This window comes from Streptomyces hilarionis, assembly GCF_024539675.1.
In the GTDB taxonomy this organism is placed as follows: Bacteria; Actinomycetota; Actinomycetes; order Streptomycetales; family Streptomycetaceae; genus Streptomyces; species Streptomyces hilarionis.
On record NZ_JAHHIT010000169.1, the window covers coordinates 1 to 19,526 of the forward strand.

Genomic DNA, 19,526 nt, shown 5'->3' on the forward strand with positions numbered 1-19,526 from the left:
GGCCCCACGACCAGCGCGCACTGTTCGCGCAAGTAGGCGGAGACGGTCTCGCCGTTGGTGCGCACCCCCCACGGCAGGCCGGTGAGCACGGACAGGGGCCCGTAGTCGTCGGGGTAGGGGCAGTCTTCCTTGAGGACGTTGACGGTGGTGACGTCCAGGATGGTGCGGCCCTGGTGGATGCCGGGGGATGCGGCGGCGGTGCAGCCGTGGGGGAGCTTGGCGTCGGCGGACAGGGCCACGGAGTGCTGGGCGATGCGGTCGTAGGTGATCCCGCCCTGCGGCTCCAGGTCGAGGGAGTAGCCGGTTGCGGTGGGCCACATCTCGACCGCGAGGACGCGCACGGAGATCGAGCAGATCCTTTGGATCCGCTCCACCCACTGCTCGGCGATCGCCCGCCGCTCTGCCGACAACTCCAGCGCGATCGCTCGCTGTTCGGCGGCGAGCGCTTCTTCCTCGCGCGCCTCCTCGTACAGGGCGGCGGAGCGGGCGGCGGCGCCGATGCCGACGCCGATGGTGGCCAGGGAGCCGAGGGCGGCCCAGGTGAGGGGGCCGTGGGTCATGGCCCAGGTGGTCCAGCCGGCTCCGACGAGCCAGCTGGCGGCGCGGGTGGCGAGGGTGCGGCCGGCGTTGCGCACGCGCAGGCCGGCGACGGTGTGACCGAGCGCGCCGGCCACACCGACGGCGAGGGCCCATCCGGGCGGCATGCCGGTGGCGGCGCCGGTCGTGGCGACGGCGAAGGCTCCGGTGGTGGCGGACAGGGCGCCGGTCACGGGTCCGTGACCGGCCGCCCAGTCCAGCACCGGACCACTGCCCGCGTCGTGTTTGGCGGTGCTCTTCTTCTTGGCGGTGGCGGTGCTGCTCATCTCAGACGTTCCAGCCCTTCTCGGCTTCGGGGCCGTTGCGGGGGTCCTCGTGGCGGGCGATGTCCTGCTCGTGCGCGAAGCGGAACAGCGGGCCCAGGTCTTCGGCGACCGCGACGGCGCTCATCAGGGCTCCGAAGATGTCGTTGAAGCCGTCCGCGACTTCCTTCTCCAGCGGAAACTCCGAGTCGGAGCGCTCGGCGAGGATCTTCATCACGTTCGCCACGCTGGTCAGGGCGGCCGGGAGGCCTTCGACCATGGCGAGGATCTCCATGGCGTTCTCGGGTTCGTACTGGTTGGCGGCCTGCTCCATCTCGGAGGCGACCTCTTCGAACCGGAAACCGGACACGTGCTCTCCTTCACTCACACCGGATGTGCTGGGGATGTCTGCGGCCGGGCGTTCCACCTGCTCGCCGGGGCCGTCGGTGCCGTCCTGCGCGGCCTCCGCGTCGGCGGCGGCTTCCCGCTCCCGCAGGGTCTGGCGGGCCGTCTCGTCGCGGGCCGCGCGTTCCTCAGCGGCGGTGCGGACCATGCGCCGGTACAGGCGGCGGCCGGGGTGCATCAGGGCGGGAATGCCGAGCTTGCGCCCGAGCCAGGTGGACACGCAGCCCACCATGCCGACCGGCAGCGCGAGGAGCGCGGCCAGTAGGCGTCGGCCGTGGAAGCGGGCCGCGGAGCGCAGCAGCGCCTTACGGGCAGCCCGGCGCGCCGGGGCCTTACGGACCTGCGCGCGCTGGGCTGCGACCTTGTCGCCGGTCGCTGCGTCGCGCCGGGCCCTGTGCTTGGCGATCGCCGCATCGCGCGCGGCCCGCGCCTTACCGGCCGCACCGCCCAGCAGGCGGCCGGCATCGGTCCCGCGCTTGCCCGACCGGCTGTTTTTGCCTGCGGCTTTGGCGTTGCGGCGGGCGTCGGCGACCGCGCGCCGCGCGCCGTTGGTCTGCGCCCGCTGTCCGGCCCGCGACCCGGCGGCGGCCTGCTGTGCCGCCCGCAACGCCTTTACCTGCCTGGCCCGATCCGCAGCCTTCCCCGCGGCCGCCGTGTGCTTGGACGCGCGGCGTGTGGCTTTGCCGGTCGTACCGCCCGCCGTGCTGCTGCGGCCGGCGGCCAGGCCGGTGCTGCGGCGGTGCTGGCCGGGCACCTTGCCCAACCGGCCACCGGATCCACCGGCGCGCGAGCCGGCTGAACCGCGGCCCGCCCCGGCCCGCCCCGATCCGGCGCGGCCTGCTCCCGTGCTGCGCAGGCCTGCTGAGCGGGCCGCCGCACGACCGGCCGTGCGGGCTGCGTTTCGGCGGGCCTCGCGGCGCGGGTTCGGCTGTCGGGAGCGGGTGGCGGCGGCGGTGCCGAGGACGACCATGCCGGTGGCGGCGACGGCTGCGGCGATCGGGCCGCCGGCCAGGAAGGCGGCGGCGAGTGCGCCGACGGTGCTGTTCGCGCCGGACAGGGCGAGCGGGACGACGGGCCACCCGCCAGGCGTGTGGTCCACCTCCTCCACATCCTTGCCCTTGGCCGTGGTGGGCGCGGTGTCGGGCGGCGGGGGCGGTGTTGCCGGGACTACTACCGGCTCGGTGCTGAGTTCCGTCATGCTGTGAGCACTCCTTAAGGGGAGTAGGGCCCGACCGGGGCCGTAGGAAGTTGCCGGTCGGGCCTGCTGACGTATGGGAGTTCAGGCGACGCCCTGTGCCTCGCGACGGCTGTGGGCGGTCGGCATCACTCGCCGCCCACGGCGACCAGATGCGGCCGCTCCTCGCGGTCGCCCTCGCGCACGGCGAGGATCTGCTTACGCGCCCACGACTCGCTCATGCCGTACGCCTCGCCCAGCGCACGCGCAGACAGCGGGCGTGCGGCCTGTGCGGATTCGGCATACGTACGGCGTGCGTCCTGGCGCATCCGCTCCAGCTCCGCATCCTCGAACTGCGCCTGCCGCGCGGCCTCCTCCTCGACGCTCAGGTCGGGTGTGCGGGAGGCGTGTGGGGTGTGCGGATCCGTCGACCGCGCGGCGTCCGCACGGCCGGTGACCTGCTCCGACACTGGCGGCACGGCCTCCTCGATCGTGCCGCTAGCGGTGTCGCTGCCGAGGTTGGGGACGGGGGTGTGCGGGAGGTGTGCGGGAGTTTCCGCACGCTGTCCGTCCGGCTGCTGCTGATGTGCGGGTGCGTGCTGGTGGTGCAGTACCTTCGCGACCAGATCGGATCCGAAGTAGATCGACCCGACCGGCAGCGACGTCGCCAGCAGCACCAGCGCGTAGTTCGCCGCGTCCCACTCCGCGAGCCGCCCCCATGCGAGCGTCTGACCGTGCAGTTCGGGAACGAGCCCGTGGACGTAGTTCAGGACCAGCGAGGCGAGTGTGTAGGTGCCCAGGACCCGCAGGGCGAACTTGCGGTCGTCATCGGCCAGGACGAGCGTGGCGACCAGCGCGAGCGCCATCAGGCCGTCAACGACGAACGGGTAGAGAGTGGCGGCCGTCGCGTCCGCGCCGATCGCGCCGGCGATGTCGCGCAGCGCGTTCCACGAGACCCGGAACGCCATAGCGACCACGCCGACGAGCGCGCCGACGAGCAGCAGCTTTCCTGTGCGGTTCACCGGACACCGCCCAGCGAGAGCAGGACGGCCAGGACGAGCAGGGTGCCGCCCGCGCAGGTCAGGTCGACCGCGCGGCGCAGGCTGGTGAACTTGGCGACCGCCAGGCGGGACAGCCCGGCGACATCGGCGGCGAGGTCGCCGCCGTCGACCGTGGCGGTGATCTCCTCGGCGGTGAGCGTGGCCCACAGCGGGAAGCCGTGCCGGCCGCGCAGGTTCGGGCGGGTCGAGCGCAGCAGCAGTCCGGCCGCGCCGACCAGCAGCGCCATCCCCAGACCGCCCGCGACGCAGGCGGGGACGTTCAGCGGGAGGTCGCGGGCGATCGTCCACGCGCCGGCCAGGACCGCGCCGACGAACGCGAGCAGCAGGGCCGTCTTGGCGTCGGTCCGGGCGATCTCCGCCTTCACCTCCGCGTGCGCGGCCGTCAGTTTCGGCGAGGCACTCATGCGGCACCGCCCGGCAGCAGCGCGCCGGCGGGCCCGTTGGCCAGGTCCCGCCGCGCGGCCAGTACTCGGTTGCGGGCCCGGCGGATCCGGCGGGCGTCCACCTCGTTCACGGGGCGGTCAAGGGTCGCGATCTGCGCGTCGAGCAGGTCGACCTCCGCCGCGATGACGGGGGACTCCAGCTCGATCGCGTCCAGCTCAGCGCTGGTCGGTTCCATGAAGTCGGCGAACGCCGTAACAGCGTCCTGAACAGTGACGATGTGTTCCATGGGTCGTTTTCTCTCCCTAGCAGGTGGAACGGCCCGAACAGCGGCCCCGGGTCTAGCCACCCGGGGCCGCGCGCCGTTGAAGTCGGAACATCCGGCTCCCCTCAGCGCTGCTCGTACGAGACGAGCAGCGGAGGCAACCGGCCGCAGCGAAGCGCTGCGGAGGCTGGTCATGCAGTCGCGTACGGGGCGAACCCATACGCATCCGTCCTCTTGCTGGCAGGGGAGGGACGGCCTCCCAGGCACGCTGTTCAGTTCTCAAGTAACGACCGACGCGGGGCCCCACCTGCTCGAGCAATCCCGAACCGACTAGCCACCGAAGGGAGCGCAAAGAAGACCCCTTCAACTCACTGTCCTAGGACTGTGAGCGGCCTGAGATGAGAATGGCACGCAGTCCTAGGACAGTCAACAGTCCTAGGACTGTGCTTCACTGGACCCCATCGAGAGGAGTTCGGCGTGGCACCCAAGTGGCGCGACCTGGCGGACAGGCTCGCGGAGCAGATCAGAAACGGTGAGTACGCACCGGGCGATCAATTGCCCCAGATCAGAGAGTTGGTCGAGTCTGGAGAGGGTTCAAAGGCCACGGTCAATCAGGCCTACAAGGCCTTGGAGACCGAGGGTCTGGTGACCTCGACGCGCGGCCGCGGAACCGTCGTGCGTCCGCACACTCCCCTGAAACGCCTCGGCATCGCCCGCTATGACAAGGCCAAGTGGCGTGACGGTGACGAGGTCGCGTTCATCGCTGACCGTGTGGCGTCCGGGCGCTCGTATGACCGGAACGAGCAGACGCAGACCGTCAGTCGCGTGAAGGCGCCCGCCGTCGTAGCCGCCGCTCACGGCCTGCCCGAGGGAGCGGACGTGTACGCGCGGGCGCGCCTGGTGAAGGAAGGCACGCAGCCGACCCACACACTGACCAGCTACTACCGACCTGAACATGTGGAAGGAACCCGCATCGTGAATCCGGAGCCGGGCCCGGCCGGCAGGGGAGGCGGGTTCCGTGTCCTGTACGACGCCGGATACGAAATCGACCACATGACCGAAGAGCTCTTCGCTCGCGTGCCCACGGCCGAGGAGGCTCATCTCCTCCAGCTCTCACCAGGTGAGTGGGTGATGGAGCTCCACCGGACCACGCGCACGGCTGACGGAACCGTGGTTGAGTTCGCCATCGGGGTACACGCGGCTACACGGTTCGCCTGGTCGTATGACTTCAAGGTGCCCGACTCGGCAAAGACACTGGTGGAGGGCGAGAGAACGTGATCTCGGCTCAGGCATGGGCGGACGCTCAGACGCTGTGGGACTTCCAGCAGATGGGTCATACACCCCGCCCATGCTGTGTGGCTGTCGGTCTCGGGAGTCACGACCTGGGGGTGGCCGACACCACGGCGGAGCTGTATCACCGGGGCCTGTTCCCGCTCGTCGTCTTCACCGGAGCAACCAGCCGTACGACTCAGGAGCGGATGCCGCGCGGCGAAGCCGAGCACTACCGCGAGCGCGCCGTAGAGCTGGGGGTTCCGGAGCACGCCATCCTCATCGAGCCGAACGCGCGGAACACCGGGGAGAACATCCGCTTCTCGCGCGCGATCCTCGAAGAACGACAGGTACCCGTCTCGTCTGTCCTACTGGTCAGCAAGCCATACGAGGAACGTCGTTCGTACGCGACGGCCCGGAAGCTGTGGCCGGCTGTCGAGTGGGTGTGTGTCTCCACCCCCATGACGCTTCCCGAATACGTCGACTCGATCGGGGACGCGCGCCTTGTTCTCGACATGATGGTCGGCGCTCAGCAACGTCTCATGATCTACCCCCGGCAGGGGTTCATGATCGAGCAGGAGATTCCCGACGACGTCCGGACCGCGTTCGGGCGGCTCCGCGACAGCGGGTTCACGAGTCGGCTCGTGCCGGAAACCGCAGATCAGCCCTGACGGGGTCGGAGCTGCTCCGTCTCAGTTTCCGTCTCATTCACCCCCGTCCGGAGCCGTTCACGGCAGTACGCGCTCCGGGTGGGCGGACGGGAATGAACGAGGTTGAACGGCTGCGGATCACGCGCTGACCAGCACGAACAGACCTCGAAAGCGAGTGTGGCGCAAGTCACCGAGGGTTCAAATCCCTCCGCTACCGCTGTAGACGAAGGGCCCGGTCCAGTGGACCGGGCCCTTCGTCGTGCTCCGGCGCCGGTGCCGGAGCCGGTGCCGGTGAGGCACACGCGGCGGCCCGGGGCCACCCGGAAGTTGCGGGAGGGACGGCGGTCCGTCCCGCGTGGTTGCTTTGCAGCGGCGCCGCCCGGTTGGGCGTGCGGCGCCCGCAGCCCGAGCTGCACCCGCTGTTCGTGACCCGAGGGGAAAGCAACGCGATGATCAGACGCACTCTTGCCAGGGCAGCCTGCACCGCCGGCGCCGGCGTACTGCTGGCCGCCGGATTCACCGTCGCCGCCCCCGGCACCGCGCTGGCGGCCCGGTCCGACTGCGAGCGGGGGGCCAACGGCTTCCGCGACATCTCCGACAGCCTGGTCGGCGTCCCGGCCGGTCCGGCCGACAAGACACTGCGCTCCGACCCCCAGGGTCTCGTCGGGCGCATCAGCATGCGCGCCGCCCGCATCGACGGCGACGTGTACGGATTCGCCGCGCTCTCGGTCCCGCGCGTGGGGGACGAGATCTGGATGGACTGGACGCTGAACGGCAGGGACGTCCACGTCCAGTGCGGTCCGTTCCAGGCGGGCCGCGACGGTCAGGCGCTGACCAGCGCCGCGAAGGTGACGGACAACAGCCCGAACTACCGTTTCCGCGCCTGCGGCGGCGGGCGCGGCCAGGCCGTGCAGTGCACGGACTGGTGGTAGGCCGGCCGGCAGACCGACCGCCGCCGGCCGCACGGCCGCGGTGAACCGAAGGGCCCGGTCCGGGGGACCGGGCCCTTCGCGCGCTCCCCTCCCGCCGTTCACGGCCGTTCACGGCCGTTCACGAACGCGCCGTGACGGTCAAAAGCAGTGTGTAAATCGCACTTCCAGATACACTCGCGGCCGTCAACAGGGGCCCGAGCGGGCACTACAGGGGAGGCCAGGTGGCGGTGAACGCCAAGAAGATCGCCGTCTACATGCTCGTGGTCTTCGTGCTCTACGTGATCATCACCGACCCGGCGAAGGCGGCGGACTACGTCCAGATAGGCTTCGAGGGCATATCGGACGCCGCCAAGGCCATCGGCGACTTCTTCACCTGGCTCGCCGACGGGGCCAAGTAGTCCGGACCGTCGCACGCACAGGGAGTGCCCATGATCCGCCACCTGGTCCTCTTCAAGCTCAACGAGGGCGTCCGGCGCGACGACCCCCGGGTCGTGCGGGGCGAGGCCGCCTTCCGGGCGCTCGGCGACGCGATCGAGGAGCTGCGCTTCTGGGAGCTGGGCTGGAACGTCAGCGACCGCCCCATCGCCTACGACTTCGCGATCAACTCGGCGGTCGAGGACGCGGACGCCCTGAAGCGCTACATCGAGCACCCCGACCACCAGGCGGGCGTCGCTCTGTGGCGCGAGTTCGCCACCTGGGTGGTCGCCGACTACGAGTTCTGAGCCGTCCCGCCCGGCCCGCCCCTCCGGGGGCACGGAGCCCTCCGCCCTGACGGCGGAGGGCTTTCGCACGTCCGGAGCGACCCTGAAGGCCCCAACTTATCCCTCAACACGGCTTTATGGGGTGCTTGCACACAGTGCACATGTCTTGTGATGCTATGACCGCTTTTGACGGATGAGTTGACCGATGTTGACCTGACGAAGAGGTGGCGTTGACCGTGTCGGCCAGTACTGCGCCGCCTCAGGAAGAGGCACCCCCGGCACCCGCGCCGGCACCCGCCCTGGAAACCGTGCCCGAAGCCGCCACGGAAGCCGCGCCCGCCCCCGAGAGGCGCCGCGGCGCGGACACCCGGGCGCTGACGCAGGTCCTCTTCGCCGAACTCAAGGAACTCCAGCCGGGCACGCCGGAGCACCACCGCGTGCGCGGAGCGCTCATCGAGGCCAACCTCCCGCTCGTGCGCTACGCGGCCGCCCGCTTCCGCTCCCGCAACGAGCCGATGGAGGACGTCGTCCAGGTCGGCACCATCGGTCTGATCAACGCCATCGACCGCTTCGACCCGGAGCGGGGCGTGCAGTTCCCCACGTTCGCCATGCCCACGGTCATCGGGGAGATCAAGCGGTACTTCCGCGACAACGTCCGCACGGTCCACGTGCCGCGCCGGCTCCACGAGTTGTGGGTTCAGGTCAACAGCGCCACCGAGGACCTCACCACCGCCTTCGGCCGCACCCCGACGACGGCCGAGATCGCCGAGCGGCTGCGCATCGCCGAGGAGGAGGTCCTCTCCTGCATCGAGGCGGGCCGCTCGTACCACGCGACCTCGCTCGAGGCGGCCCAGGAGGGCGACGGCCTGCCCGGCCTGCTCGACCGCCTCGGCTACGAGGACCCGGCGCTGGACGGCGTGGAGCACCGCGACCTCGTCCGCCACCTCCTCGTCCAGCTGCCCGAGCGCGAACAGCGCATCCTGCTCCTGCGCTACTACAGCAACCTGACGCAGTCCCAGATCAGCGCCGAACTCGGCGTCTCCCAGATGCACGTGTCCCGACTGCTCGCCCGCTCCTTCCAGCGGCTCCGCTCCGCCAACCGCATCGAGGCCTGAGGAGTCGCGCGGCGGGACGCGTGACGGGCCCCGCGACGGGAAAACGGCCCAGGACACGTCACTCGTTGCGGGATCGCAAGCACGACCGAGTCGTCACCGGTGAGAGCGAATCGCCCACCGGATCCGATCCTGCCGGATTAGCGCTGAAATGCCGTCAGACCCCCTGTTTCCAGGGCTGATTCGTCACTCACGTGTCGACATGTCACTACAGCGTGTTGCCGACATGTGACATTCTGCCGGAAGAGCGTTTGCCGGGGCTTCGGCTCCGGTATTCAGGTGAAGGCTGACGTTCCTCAAGCGGGGGCGTTGCGCCGCGACCGTCCCGCGACCCAAAGGGGGTGGCATGTCCGCAGAACAGGGCAGCTCGAAGGTGCTCACGCTCACGCTCACGCCGAGCGAGTCCGCGCCCGTCGCGCCTGTCGCGCCGGTCGAGCCCGACGTGCTCGACGACGTCACAGCCCCCGAGGCCCCCGAGGCCCCGGCTCTCACGGCCACGGGGGCCATCGACACCCGCACCCTGTCCCGCTCCCTGTTCCTGCGACTGGCCACGCTCGCCGAGGACAGCCCCGAGCGCGTCTACGTGCGGGACACGCTGATCGAACTCAACCTCCCCCTCGTGCGCTACGCGGCGGCCCGCTTCCGCTCGCGCAACGAGCCCATGGAGGACATCGTCCAGGTCGGCACCATCGGCCTGATCAAGGCGATCGACCGCTTCGACTGCGAACGCGGCGTGGAGTTCCCGACGTTCGCGATGCCGACGGTCGTGGGCGAGATCAAGCGCTTCTTCCGCGACACGTCCTGGTCGGTGCGCGTCCCGCGCCGGCTGCAGGAGCTGCGTCTGGCCCTCACCAAGGCCAGCGACGAGCTCTCCCAGAAGCTGGACCGCTCGCCGACGGTCGCCGAACTCGCCGCGGTGCTGGGCGTGTCCGAGGAGGACGTCGTCGACGGCCTCGCGGTCGGCAACGCCTACACGGCCTCCTCGCTGGACTCCCCGGCCCCGGAGGACGACGGCGGCGAGGGCTCGCTGGCGGACCGCCTCGGCTACGAGGACACGGCCCTGGAGGGCGTGGAGTACCGGGAGTCGCTCAAGCCCCTCCTGGCCAAGCTGCCGCCCCGCGAGCGCCGCATCATCATGCTGCGCTTCTTCGCCAACATGACCCAGTCGCAGATCGGCGAGGAGGTCGGCATCTCCCAGATGCACGTCTCCCGCCTCCTCACCCGGACCCTGGCGCAGCTGCGCGAGGGCCTGATCTCCGACTAGGGCGTGTTTCGAAAGTAGCGTCGTCCGCCCGGAGGGCGGGCCCGGCGGCGTCTGGTGCGTGCGATCGCAAGGCGGAGGGTCACCCCGATACTGGTTGTATCGGGGTGATCCCGACAACGCGGCTGGGGGTGCCCCCTCCGGGGGAGTGCGTGCCAGGCGTCGCCGGGCAGACGGGACTTTCGAAACACGCCCTAGGCGACCGGGGCGGGACGAGACCGCGAGACCGCGACCGACCAGAGGTTCATGTCCTGGGGCCCGCACAGGCCCCGGGACCCCCTCCTGACCGTGCCGGCCGCACGGGCCGCGTGCGCCTCCTCCGTCGCACGAGGAGTGCGCAGGAGGCGAGTTCGGCGGATGCGGCCGCCCTTCCGGCACCGTCCGCGGTCGAGTCGCTCCGAGGACTGTTGTCCTGACGATGCGTCAGGCACACTGCCGTGATGCGAAGTCCGACACGGGCAGGTGGCCGGCGGGGCGCATTTCGGAGCGCGTCGGCGGCCGCCGCGGTCGTCGTGGGAGCGGCGGCACTGGCCGTCGGCTGCGGAGGCGGCGGACACGGCGGCGACTACGTCGCCATCGGCGCGGTCGGCGACCCGCCGTCACCGGGCGCGAACGGAACCGCGGGTCCCACCGGCGGGGTGCGTCTCGTCCCCCTGGACGGGCAGCGCGGCTCCCCCGGTGGCCGACCGGGCACCGGCGCCTCGGCGGAGAACGCGGCCACCGGCGTCCCGACTTCCACCGGACCGGGCGGCAGAATGCCCGCCTCCGCGCCCTCATCCGCCGCCGGGGACACTTCGGCCGGCCGCACGACGCCCGTCCCGCCCGTTCCCTCGCCTTCGTCCCCACCCTCGCCGCCGCGGTCACCTGCGCCCGCGTCAATGCCTCCGGGGCCGTCGGAGGGCGCGTCCGGCGGACCGGCCGCCCTGTCCGTGAGCGAGCCCGTCCGCGCGAAGACGGATCGGCGGTGGTGCGAGGACGTGACCCTGACGTTCGTCAACTCGGGCGGCCGCGCGGTCGGTTCGGGCACGATCGCCTTCGGGACCCATGTGGTGGACGCGCTCGGCACGGACTGGGCCACCCGCCGGTCGACGACCCCGCTGCCCGCGCCGATCGCCGCCGGCGCGCGCTCGGCGCGGACCTGGACGGTGTGCGTCGACGCGTGGCGCGTCCCGCTGGGAATGCACGTCGAGACACGCGACGTCTCGGTGCGGTGGGAGTGAGACGGGCGCCGGTCCGGCGCGGCGGACGCCCTGTGGGCCAGGGACGGGCGCGGAGACCGGCCGGCCGGGCGATCACGGGCCCGGCGTGACAACGGCCCGGTGAGGCCGCCGTCGCGCGCGGCAGCCGTTCGTGCGGGGCAAGCGGGGCGGGCGCGGCGCGGAAGGCCGGCGCCCGACGCGGGAAGGCGCGGGCGAACGACCGGGAAGCGCGGGCGAGGGGCGGGCTGGCACGGGGCGAGCGGACAGCCGGGAAGCGCGCGGGCGCGGCTTCGGGCAGGGACCGGCGCGGGCGCAAGGCCGGGAAGCCCCGAGCTCGGGCGCAGGACGGAACCGGCGCGGGCGCAGGACGGAAGCGGCGCGGGCGCAGGTCGAGGAAGACTCAGGCTCAGGCCCGGGACGGACCTGGCGCGGGCGCAAGGCCGGGAAGCCGCACGTCCGGGGCCGGAAGCCGCAGGCGCGGTGCCGAGATGACGCGGGCGCGGGTGGCATGGGCGCGGCGGCGCCGGGGGCGGGCCGGAGTTCCTGCCGGTCGTCGTGTCCGGTGGTCGCCCGGGCGGGCGCGCCCGCGCTCACCCGGGCCGCTGCGTAAGGGAGTTACTTCAGCGCGAGCCAGGCGACCGCCGCGACGATCACGACGGCGGCGACGACGCCGACGATCAGGCCGATGCGGGAGCCGGCCGGCGCGGGGGCCGGCTGGGCGGCCCGGGGGGCGCCCTCGTCGACGAACGCGCGGAACATCTGGGTGCTGCCGGCGGGGTCGTGGTTGCCCTGGGGGCCCTGGGTGTTAGCCATGGGCCGAGACACTAGCGAAACCCGGGGGGCGAGCCCAAGCGGGGGTCGTCACGGAGTTCCGCGCGGCCCGCGCGTGAGGGCCCGGAACGGCGGGCGCCCCGAGCCGCCGGGCGAGCCCATCACCTGGGCGTTTACCGCAGCAATACGTGCCTTTGCCAACTTTTTGCGGCTCGGCGTCCGGTTTTATTTGCCTGCAGCAACCAACCGCTTCTATGGTTGCCCTAAGCAACAATACCGGGAGGTGTGATGGCAGGGCAGGCGCAGTACGAGGAGCTGGCGCGTCAGCTCAGCGCCGTCGGAGCCGTGAAGCGGGACCTCGGACGGATCCTGCCGCAGGACTGCTCCGCCGGCTCGGCCGCCGTGCTGGCCCTGCTGGGCAGCCACGGCGACATGCGCATGAGCAACCTCTCCGAGTTGCTCGCCGTCGACATGTCCGTCACCAGCCGCCATGCCGCGCACCTCGCCGACCGGGGCTGGATCGAACGCTCCCCCGACCCGGCGGACAAGCGCTCGCGCATCCTGCACCTCACCCCCGAGGGCCACGCGATGCTCGTCGAGCTGTCCCGTCGCAGCGCCGGCCTCCTGGCCGAGCGGCTGGAGGACTGGACGGACGCCGAGGTCGGCCAGCTCATCGGCCTGCTGACCCGGCTGCGCGCCAGCTTCGGCGACTGCCGCACGGTCGCCCACCGGCCGCCGCCCCCACCCTCGCCCCGGCCTCCCGCACCCGCCGTTCCCGCCGTTCCGGCAGGCGAACGGACACAGACCACCCGTACACCCGCGCAAGCAACGTAAGAGAAGGAAGCCCATGGCAACGACCACACCAGCCGGTGTGCGGGCTCACGCGAAGCACGGCGGAGGGTCCCACGGCTCCGCCGGTGACGCTCCGATGACCCACCGGCAGATCATGGAGGCCCTCTCCGGGCTGCTCCTGGGCATGTTCGTCGCGATCCTGTCCTCGACGATCGTCTCGAACGCCCTTCCCGAGATCATCGGCGACCTCGGCGGCGGCCAGTCCGCCTACACCTGGGTCGTCACCGCCGCGCTGCTGTCCATGACCGCGGCCACGCCCCTGTGGGGCAAGCTCTCCGACCTGTACAGCAAGAAGGCGCTCGTCCAGATCGCGCTCGTCATCTACGTGCTGGGCTCGGCCGCGGCCGGACTCTCCCAGAACGCCGGCATGCTGATCGCGTGCCGCGTCGTCCAGGGCATCGGCGTCGGCGGTCTGTCCGCCCTCGCGCAGATCGTGATGGCCGCGATGATCTCCCCGCGCGAGCGCGGCCGGTACTCCGGCTACCTCGGCGCGACCTTCGCCGTCGCCACCGTCGGCGGACCGCTGCTCGGCGGCGTCATCACCGACACGAGCTGGCTGGGCTGGCGCTGGTGCTTCTACGTCGGCGTGCCCTTCGCCGTCATCGCGCTCATCGTGCTCCAGAAGACCCTGCACCTGCCCGTCGTGAAGCGGGACGTCAAGGTCGACTGGAGCGGCGCGTTCTTCATCTCCGCGGCGGTCTCGCTGCTGCTGGTCTGGGTCACCTTCGCCGGTGACAAGTACGACTGGATGTCCTGGCAGACGGCCGCCATGGTCGGCGGCTCGATCGTGCTCGGCCTGATCTTCGTGCTCGTCGAGTCGAGGGCCGCGGAGCCCATCATCCCGCTGCGGCTGTTCCGCAACCGCACCATCACGCTGTCCTCGCTGGCCTCGCTCTTCGTGGGCGTCGCGATGTTCACCGGCACCGTGTTCTTCAGCCAGTTCTTCCAGCTGGCCCGGGACAAGTCGCCGACGATGTCGGGTGTCATGACGATCCCGATGATCGGCGGTCTGTTCATCTCCTCCACGGTCTCCGGCCAGTTCATCACCCGCACCGGCAAGTGGAAGATCTGGCTGGTCAGCGGTGGCGTCCTGGTGACGGCCGGGCTCGGCCTGCTGGGCACCATCCGGTACGACACCGACTACTGGAAGATGGCCGTCTTCATGGCCCTGCTGGGTCTCGGCATCGGCATGATGATGCAGAACCTGGTGCTCTCCACGCAGAACCAGGTGGCCCCCTCCGACCTCGGCTCGGCCAGCTCCACGGTCACGTTCTTCCGCTCCCTCGGCGGTGCGGTCGGCGTCTCCGCGCTGGGCGCCGTGATGGCCCACCGCATCACCGACTACGCCCAGGACGGCATCGCCGACCTCGGCCCCAAGTACGCCTCCCTCGCCGGCGGTTCGAGCTCGTCGAGCGAGATCCCGGACATGGACAAGCTGCCCGCGCCGCTGCGCACGGTCATGGAGAGCGCCTACGGTCACGGCATCGCGGACGTCTTCCTGATCGCGGGCGGCCTGGCCCTGCTGGCCTTCCTCATCACCCTGTTCATCAAGGAGGTCCCGCTGCGCACCAAGGGCGCGCTGGCGCAGGCCTCGGACACGGACGCGGACACGGGTTCCTCCGCCGACGCCGCTCCGGCCACGGACGCCACCGCGGCCACCGCCACCACCGCGGTCCCGGCCGCGGCCGCGGCTCCCGTCGCCGACCCGGCTCCCGCCGGCGGGAAGACGCCCAGCTGGGCCGTCACCGGGTCCGGCGCCGAGAACGGCGTCGAGACCGGCGCCGACGGCGCGCAGCGGCTGTCCGCCGTCGCCACCGTCGACGCGCCCCGGACGCCCTCGGCCGGCATCCCGGTGCACGGGTTCGTCCGCGGCGCGGAGAGCGCGCCCGTCCCGCAGGCCGCCGTCACGCTCATCTCGCTCGCCGGACGGCAGCTCGGCCGCTCGGTCGCGCAGGGCGACGGCTCCTACGCGCTGGACGCGCCCGGCACGGGTTCCTACGTGCTGATCGCCTCCGCCGACGGCTTCCAGCCGCAGGCCTCGACGATCGTCGTCAACGGCGAGCCGGTCGCGTACGACATCCTGCTCAGCGGCACCAGCGGACTCACCGGCGTCGTGCGCGCCGCGGAGTCGGGCGAGGCCGTCAAGGACGCCATGGTGATCGTCACCGATGTGCGCGGCGATCTGCTGGCCACCGCGGCCACCGGCGACCAGGGCGAGTTCTCCTTCGCCGAGCTGGTGCCGGGCACGGTGACCGTCGCCGTCAACGCCCTCGGGTTCCGGCCGCGCGCCCTGCCCGTCGAGATCGGCGCCACGGGCGTGACCCGCGCGGAGGTCGCCCTCGACGCGGGAGCCCAGCTCCAGGGCGTCGTCCGGGCCCCGCACGGCCCGCTGGCCGACGCACGGGTGACGCTCGTGGACGCGGCGGGCAACGTGGTCGGCTCGGCCACCACCGGCGCGGACGGGGCGTACGCCTTCGCCGACCTCGACGGCGGCGACTACACCGTCATCGCGACCGGCTACCCGCCGGTGGCCACCGCGCTGACCGTGTCCGGCGCCGGCGTCGACGGCCACGACATCGAACTCGCCCACCCCGGCGAGTAGGCCGGACCCGGCGAGCGGTCCGGACAGCTATCGGCTCCGGCCCGGTGCGGGGCGACCCCCCGCACCGGGCCGGTTCCAGTTTTCGCAGCACGAGGAGTACGTGAGATGGGACTGACCGCGAAGATCCGCACGCGGGACGGGTGGGCCGTGTCGCACGCGGTGGTCACGGTGACAGACATGACGGGCGGCCAGGTGCTGCGCGCCGAGGCCGACGCCGACGGCGCCGTCCGCGACGCGACCGGACTCGCCCCGGGCGCCTACACCGTGATCGTCACCGCCGTCGGCTACGCGCCCGCGGCCTCCAGCGCGATCGTGACGGCGAGCGGACGCGCCGAGGTGGGGACCGTGACCCTGGCCCGGCAGGGCGGCACGGAACTGCCCCCGCCCGGCCCCTGGACCGTCGACCCCGCGCACTCGACGGTGGGCGCGGTCGCCCAGCACCTGGGCATCTCCAGCGTCCGCGGCCGGTTCACCGACTTCACGGCCTCGATCGAGGTCGCCCGGCACGACGTCGCCGCATCGCGTGTGGAGGCGGTGATCCGGGCGGCCTCCATCGACACGGGCAACGCCATGCGCGACACCCACCTGCGCTCGGCGGACTTCCTGGACGTCGAGACGTACCCGGAGATCACCTACCGGTCGACGGGCCTGACTCCGGCCGGCCCCGACCGCTGGACCGTCCACGGGGACCTCTCCCTGCACGGCGTCGCCCGGCCGGTGAATCTGGAACTGGCCTACCTGGGCACCGGCGCGGACCCCTGGGGCGGCACCCGCGCGGCGTTCCGGGCCACGACCGAGCTGCGGCGGGAGGACTTCGCCATGAACTACAACCAGGTCGTCCAGGCGGGCATCGCGGCCATCGGCACGACCCTGAAGGTGGAGCTGGACGTCCAGGCGGCACAGGGCGACGCCCTGCCGGGGATGTAGGGAGCGGGCGGCGCGGGAGCGGGCGGGGCGGGAGCGGGCGGCGCGGGCGTGGTCGTAGACCTGGCAGGGTCAGCCGGAACCGGTGGTCCGCCGCCTAGGCTGGCCCCATGGCACCGAACATCGCGACGAACACCAAGGTCTCCCTGGACGAGTTGCTGGACTTCGTCCGCCCCCGGCACCGCGCGATCCTGCTGACCCGGCGCACCGACGGCAGCCCCCAGGCCTCGCCGCTGACCTGCGGGGTCGACGACTCGGGGCGGATCGTCGTCTCCACCTATCCCGAGCGGGCCAAGACGCGCAACGCCAAACGGGACGACCGGGTGGGCGTCCTCGTGCTGAGCGACGACTGGAACGGCCCCTGGGTCCAGATCGACGGCACCGCCGAGGTCGTCGACGCGCCGGAGTCCGTCGAACCCCTGGTGGAGTACTACCGCAACATCGCCGGCGAGCACCCCGACTGGGACGAGTACCGGCAGGCCATGCTGAAGCAGGGCAAGTCGATCATCCGGATCACTCCGCGGCGCTGGGGCCCGGTGGCCACCGGCGGCTTCCCGGCCCGCCTCGCCCCGCAGGACTGACGCCCGTCCGGGCCGGCGCGAACGGCGGCCGTGCGGGCCCCGCACGGCCGGGCCCCGCACGGCCGGGGCCCGGTCGGCGGCCCCGGCTCAGCCGCGCCGCACCATCGCCTCGATGCCCGCCACCAGCAGGTCCAGGGCGAAGGTGAAGTCGCGGTTCATCATCTCCGCGACCGTGTCGCCGCCGCGGGCCGCCATGAGGTTGCGGGACTGCTCGACGACGTCCGCGGTGTCCGGGGCCTCGGCCGTCGCCGTCATGGCGTCGCGGAAGTACTCGTCCGGCGTCAGCCCGGTGTCCGCGACCCGGGCGAAGAAGTGGCCCTCGATCGTCCCGTAGCCGTACACGAACTGGAAGACGGCCGAGATCGCGCCGGTGACGCCGTGCTCGGGCAGCCCCGTGCGCAGCACGACCTGCTGGACCGTGCGGGAGAAGCGCAGCGAGTTCGGGCCGATGTTGAGGTAGCGGCCGACGAGCGGCGACAGCCAGGGGTGGCGGACCAGCAGCCCGCGGTAGGCCGTGGCCAGCGCGCGGATCTGCTCGCGCCAGTCGGCGTCGTCGTCCCCCGGGTCGGGCAGGTCCTCCAGCTCGCCGAAGACCGTGTCCAGGGCGAGTTCGAGCAGGTCGTCCTTGGTGTCCACGTACCAGTACACCGACATCGCCGTGACGTTCAGCTCGGCCGCCAGCCGCCGCATGGAGAACTTGGCGAGGCCCTCGGCGTCCAGCAGCCGCACGGTGACCTCGGTGATCCGGTCGCGGTCGAGCCCGGACGGCTGTCCCCCGCCGCGCCCCCGCCGACGCGACCTGCCCTCCAGCCACACACTGTGCCGCGCGGCATCCTTGGCGGTCTCGGCCATGGCTGGGCACCTTCCTGGACTTGTGGTCACTGGTGACGATGCTAAGCGGAGGCGACGACGGCACCGGCGGCCGCCGCGGGCACGGGGCGCGTGACCGGCCGGAGCGCGGGGCGTGACCGGCGGCCTGAGCGGGGCGCGTGACCGGCCGGAGCGGGAGGCCTGTCGGGTCCGCCGGGGTCACCCGGTCAGAGCCGGCGGCCGTCCCTCGCGCCTCTGCGCCTCGTCCCGTTCCCCGCCTCCCCCGCCTTCTGCGCCGTCCCCGCGCTCCGCTCGGCGCAGCAGGGCCGCGGCCAGCACCCCGCCCAGCAGTACCGCCGACGCTCCCAGCAGCTGGCTGGTCTCCAGGCCGGAGGAGAACGCGTCGAGGACGCGGGACCTCTCCCGCGCCGAGCCGGCGCCGGTCAGCGCCGTCGGCAACGACTCCGCCGCGAACTGCGCGGTCAGCACCGCTCCGAGGACGGCGACGCCCAGCCCGTTCCCGAACTCCGCCACGGTGCCGTTGAGACCGGCCCCGACCCCCGCCTTCGCCGGCGGTATCGAGCTCATGATCGCGTGGGCCATCGCCGGACTCGCGACCGCCGTGCCCGCGCCGATGAGCACCAGCCCGGCCGCCATCCCGGCGTACCCGTCGGCGGCGACGGCGATGGACACCAGCCCCGCCGACACCGACACCATCCCCGCCAGCACCGACAACGGCCCGCCCAGCGCGGCCGTCACCCTGGCCGACAGCCCGGTGAAGTTGAGCGCGACGACGGTCAGCGCCAGCGGCGCGGTCCGCAGGCCCGCCTCCAGCGGGCCGTACCCGAGGACGAACTGCAACTGCTGGGTCAGCAGGAACAGCGCCCCGGCCATCCCGAAGGTGACCAGCACCGCGCCGGCCACCGCGCCCGTGAACCGCCGGTTGCGGAAGAAGGACGGATCGAGCATGGGGTACGGGATCCTGCTCTCCCAGTAGGCGAACGCCGCGAGGACGACGGCCGCCACCGCCGCGCTCGCCAGGACCCCGGCCGACGTCCAGCCGCGCGACGGGCCGGAGATGATCGCGAAGACCAGCGCGGTCATGCCCACCGTGGACAGGAACGCGCCGATCAGATCGGGGCGTTCACCCTGCGGGTTCTTCGACTCGGGAACCATCGAGACGACGGCGACCAGGGCCAGCGCCGCCACCGGCAGGTTGACCAGGAAGATCGCCCCCCACCGGAAGTGGTTCAGCATGAAGCCGCCGATGAGGGGGCCGGCGGCGAAGCCCAGCGAGTTCACCGCCGCCCAGACGCCGATCGCCTTCGGCTGCTGTTCGGGCGTGAAGATCTGCATCGCCACGGCGAGCGTGGTGGTGAACAGCAGCGCGCCGCCCACGCCCATTCCCGCGCGCGCCGCGATCAACTGGGCGGTGGAGTCCGCGAGGCCGGCCACCAGGGAACCGACGCCGAACAGCGCGAGGCCCGCCGCCAGCATCCTCTTGCGGCCGTACCGGTCGGCGGCGCTGCCCGCGGTGAGCAGCAGGCCGGACTGCACGAGCGAGTACGCGTTGATCATCCACTGGATGTCGGAGGTGGCCGCTCCCAGCTCCCGGGTGAGCGAGGGGATCGCGACGTTCAGGACGGTGTTGTCGAGCACCACGGTCAGCTGCGCGAGGCAGATGACGCCGAGGATCAGCCAGCGCCGGGGATGCCCCTGGGGGGAGCGGGACGGGGA

19 protein-coding genes and 1 pseudogene are annotated in these 19,526 nt (G+C 72.2%); 12 read left to right on the forward strand and 8 right to left on the reverse strand.

The window, feature by feature from the left end; all coding sequences use genetic code 11:
• The 5 genes and pseudogenes from KMS84_RS31845 to KMS84_RS31865 form a co-directional block, all read right to left on the reverse strand.
• A pseudogene (locus KMS84_RS31845) lies at positions 1-863 on the reverse strand (hypothetical protein); the annotation flags it as partial.
• Between the two features lies 1 nt (position 864).
• Positions 865-2,442, reverse strand: a complete 1,578-nt coding sequence (locus KMS84_RS31850; RefSeq protein WP_256919954.1) for a hypothetical protein — start codon at positions 2,440-2,442, stop codon at positions 865-867.
• Between the two features lie 125 nt (positions 2,443-2,567).
• The gene (locus KMS84_RS31855) at positions 2,568-3,440 is read right to left on the reverse strand and encodes a DUF2637 domain-containing protein (RefSeq protein WP_256919955.1); all 873 of its coding nucleotides are present in this window, start codon (positions 3,438-3,440) and stop codon (positions 2,568-2,570) included.
• Positions 3,437-3,883, reverse strand: a complete 447-nt coding sequence (locus tag KMS84_RS31860; RefSeq protein ID WP_256919956.1) for a Pycsar system effector family protein — start codon at positions 3,881-3,883, stop codon at positions 3,437-3,439. The genes KMS84_RS31855 and KMS84_RS31860 overlap by 4 nt, the downstream gene beginning before the upstream one ends.
• Positions 3,880-4,149 carry a DUF6284 family protein gene (locus KMS84_RS31865; RefSeq protein WP_256919957.1) on the reverse strand — a complete coding sequence of 90 codons (270 nt, stop codon included), beginning with the start codon at positions 4,147-4,149 and terminating at the stop codon, positions 3,880-3,882. Before KMS84_RS31865 ends, KMS84_RS31860 begins: the two co-directional genes overlap by 4 nt.
• 453 nt (positions 4,150-4,602) lie before the next feature.
• Between KMS84_RS31865 and KMS84_RS31870 the strand changes: the two genes are divergently transcribed.
• The 8 genes from KMS84_RS31870 (at position 4,603) to KMS84_RS31905 (ending at position 11,270) form a co-directional block, all read left to right on the forward strand.
• Entirely contained in the window at positions 4,603-5,403 is an 801-nt protein-coding gene (locus tag KMS84_RS31870) for a GntR family transcriptional regulator (protein WP_256919958.1), read from the forward strand.
• Positions 5,400-6,065: a YdcF family protein gene (locus tag KMS84_RS31875; protein ID WP_256919959.1), complete on the forward strand. Its 666-nt coding sequence runs from the start codon at positions 5,400-5,402 to the stop codon at positions 6,063-6,065. Before KMS84_RS31870 ends, KMS84_RS31875 begins: the two co-directional genes overlap by 4 nt.
• 428 nt (positions 6,066-6,493) lie before the next feature.
• Positions 6,494-6,976 (forward strand): hypothetical protein, encoded by a 483-nt coding sequence (locus KMS84_RS31880; protein ID WP_256919960.1) that lies wholly within the window; start codon positions 6,494-6,496, stop codon positions 6,974-6,976.
• Positions 6,977-7,197: 221 nt separating this feature from the next.
• Positions 7,198-7,374 carry a hypothetical protein gene (locus KMS84_RS31885; protein WP_256919961.1) on the forward strand — a complete coding sequence of 59 codons (177 nt, stop codon included), beginning with the start codon at positions 7,198-7,200 and terminating at the stop codon, positions 7,372-7,374.
• 30 nt (positions 7,375-7,404) lie between these two features.
• Positions 7,405-7,698, forward strand: coding sequence for a Dabb family protein (locus KMS84_RS31890; RefSeq protein ID WP_256919962.1), 294 nt, complete (start codon positions 7,405-7,407; stop codon positions 7,696-7,698).
• A 209-nt stretch (positions 7,699-7,907) separates the two neighbouring features.
• Positions 7,908-8,792 (forward strand): RNA polymerase sigma factor SigF, encoded by an 885-nt coding sequence (locus KMS84_RS31895; RefSeq protein ID WP_256919963.1) that lies wholly within the window; start codon positions 7,908-7,910, stop codon positions 8,790-8,792.
• 343 nt (positions 8,793-9,135) lie between these two features.
• Positions 9,136-10,053 (forward strand): RNA polymerase sigma factor SigF, encoded by a 918-nt coding sequence (locus KMS84_RS31900; RefSeq protein ID WP_256919964.1) that lies wholly within the window; start codon positions 9,136-9,138, stop codon positions 10,051-10,053.
• A 974-nt stretch (positions 10,054-11,027) separates the two neighbouring features.
• Entirely contained in the window at positions 11,028-11,270 is a 243-nt protein-coding gene (locus KMS84_RS31905) for a hypothetical protein (protein ID WP_256919966.1), read from the forward strand.
• Between the two features lie 594 nt (positions 11,271-11,864).
• On the opposite strand, the gene KMS84_RS31910 is transcribed toward KMS84_RS31905, so the two are convergent.
• Positions 11,865-12,062, reverse strand: coding sequence for a hypothetical protein (locus tag KMS84_RS31910; protein WP_256919967.1), 198 nt, complete (start codon positions 12,060-12,062; stop codon positions 11,865-11,867).
• A 246-nt stretch (positions 12,063-12,308) separates the two neighbouring features.
• Here KMS84_RS31910 and KMS84_RS31915 point away from each other — a divergent pair, with 246 nt between their 5' ends.
• The 4 genes from KMS84_RS31915 to KMS84_RS31930 all read left to right on the forward strand — a co-directional run bounded on the left by KMS84_RS31915 (position 12,309) and on the right by KMS84_RS31930 (position 16,979).
• Complete coding sequence (locus KMS84_RS31915) at positions 12,309-12,854, forward strand: MarR family winged helix-turn-helix transcriptional regulator (protein WP_256919969.1); 546 nt, start codon at positions 12,309-12,311, stop codon at positions 12,852-12,854.
• 94 nt (positions 12,855-12,948) lie between these two features.
• Positions 12,949-15,474: an MFS transporter gene (locus KMS84_RS31920; RefSeq protein WP_498066954.1), complete on the forward strand. Its 2,526-nt coding sequence runs from the start codon at positions 12,949-12,951 to the stop codon at positions 15,472-15,474.
• A gap of 105 nt (positions 15,475-15,579) precedes the next feature.
• A complete protein-coding gene (locus KMS84_RS31925) occupies positions 15,580-16,401 on the forward strand; it encodes a YceI family protein (RefSeq protein ID WP_256919971.1) in 822 nt (273 codons plus the stop codon).
• Positions 16,402-16,508: 107 nt separating this feature from the next.
• Positions 16,509-16,979 (forward strand): PPOX class F420-dependent oxidoreductase, encoded by a 471-nt coding sequence (locus tag KMS84_RS31930; RefSeq protein ID WP_256919972.1) that lies wholly within the window; start codon positions 16,509-16,511, stop codon positions 16,977-16,979.
• 87 nt (positions 16,980-17,066) lie between these two features.
• Here the strand turns inward: KMS84_RS31930 and KMS84_RS31935 are convergent, their stop codons facing one another.
• Together KMS84_RS31935 and KMS84_RS31940 are read right to left on the reverse strand one after the other, a co-directional pair.
• Positions 17,067-17,831: a TetR/AcrR family transcriptional regulator gene (locus tag KMS84_RS31935; protein ID WP_256919973.1), complete on the reverse strand. Its 765-nt coding sequence runs from the start codon at positions 17,829-17,831 to the stop codon at positions 17,067-17,069.
• A 177-nt stretch (positions 17,832-18,008) separates the two neighbouring features.
• Positions 18,009-19,526 (reverse strand): MFS transporter (locus tag KMS84_RS31940; RefSeq protein ID WP_256919974.1); only part of this gene is annotated, 1,518 nt, incomplete at its 5' end.

Coding starts and splice junctions, on each gene's coding strand:
- KMS84_RS31850 (WP_256919954.1), bottom strand. CDS start 2,442: ATGACGGAACTCAGCACCGAGCCGGTAGTAGTCCCGGCAACACCGCCC.
- KMS84_RS31860 (WP_256919956.1), bottom strand. CDS start 3,883: ATGAGTGCCTCGCCGAAACTGACGGCCGCGCACGCGGAGGTGAAGGCG.
- KMS84_RS31865 (WP_256919957.1), bottom strand. CDS start 4,149: ATGGAACACATCGTCACTGTTCAGGACGCTGTTACGGCGTTCGCCGAC.
- KMS84_RS31880 (WP_256919960.1), top strand. CDS start 6,494: ATGATCAGACGCACTCTTGCCAGGGCAGCCTGCACCGCCGGCGCCGGC.
- KMS84_RS31890 (WP_256919962.1), top strand. CDS start 7,405: ATGATCCGCCACCTGGTCCTCTTCAAGCTCAACGAGGGCGTCCGGCGC.
- KMS84_RS31900 (WP_256919964.1), top strand. CDS start 9,136: ATGTCCGCAGAACAGGGCAGCTCGAAGGTGCTCACGCTCACGCTCACG.
- KMS84_RS31910 (WP_256919967.1), bottom strand. CDS start 12,062: ATGGCTAACACCCAGGGCCCCCAGGGCAACCACGACCCCGCCGGCAGC.
- KMS84_RS31915 (WP_256919969.1), top strand. CDS start 12,309: ATGGCAGGGCAGGCGCAGTACGAGGAGCTGGCGCGTCAGCTCAGCGCC.
- KMS84_RS31920 (WP_498066954.1), top strand. CDS start 12,949: ATGACCCACCGGCAGATCATGGAGGCCCTCTCCGGGCTGCTCCTGGGC.
- KMS84_RS31925 (WP_256919971.1), top strand. CDS start 15,580: ATGGGACTGACCGCGAAGATCCGCACGCGGGACGGGTGGGCCGTGTCG.
- KMS84_RS31930 (WP_256919972.1), top strand. CDS start 16,509: ATGGCACCGAACATCGCGACGAACACCAAGGTCTCCCTGGACGAGTTG.
- KMS84_RS31935 (WP_256919973.1), bottom strand. CDS start 17,831: ATGGCCGAGACCGCCAAGGATGCCGCGCGGCACAGTGTGTGGCTGGAG.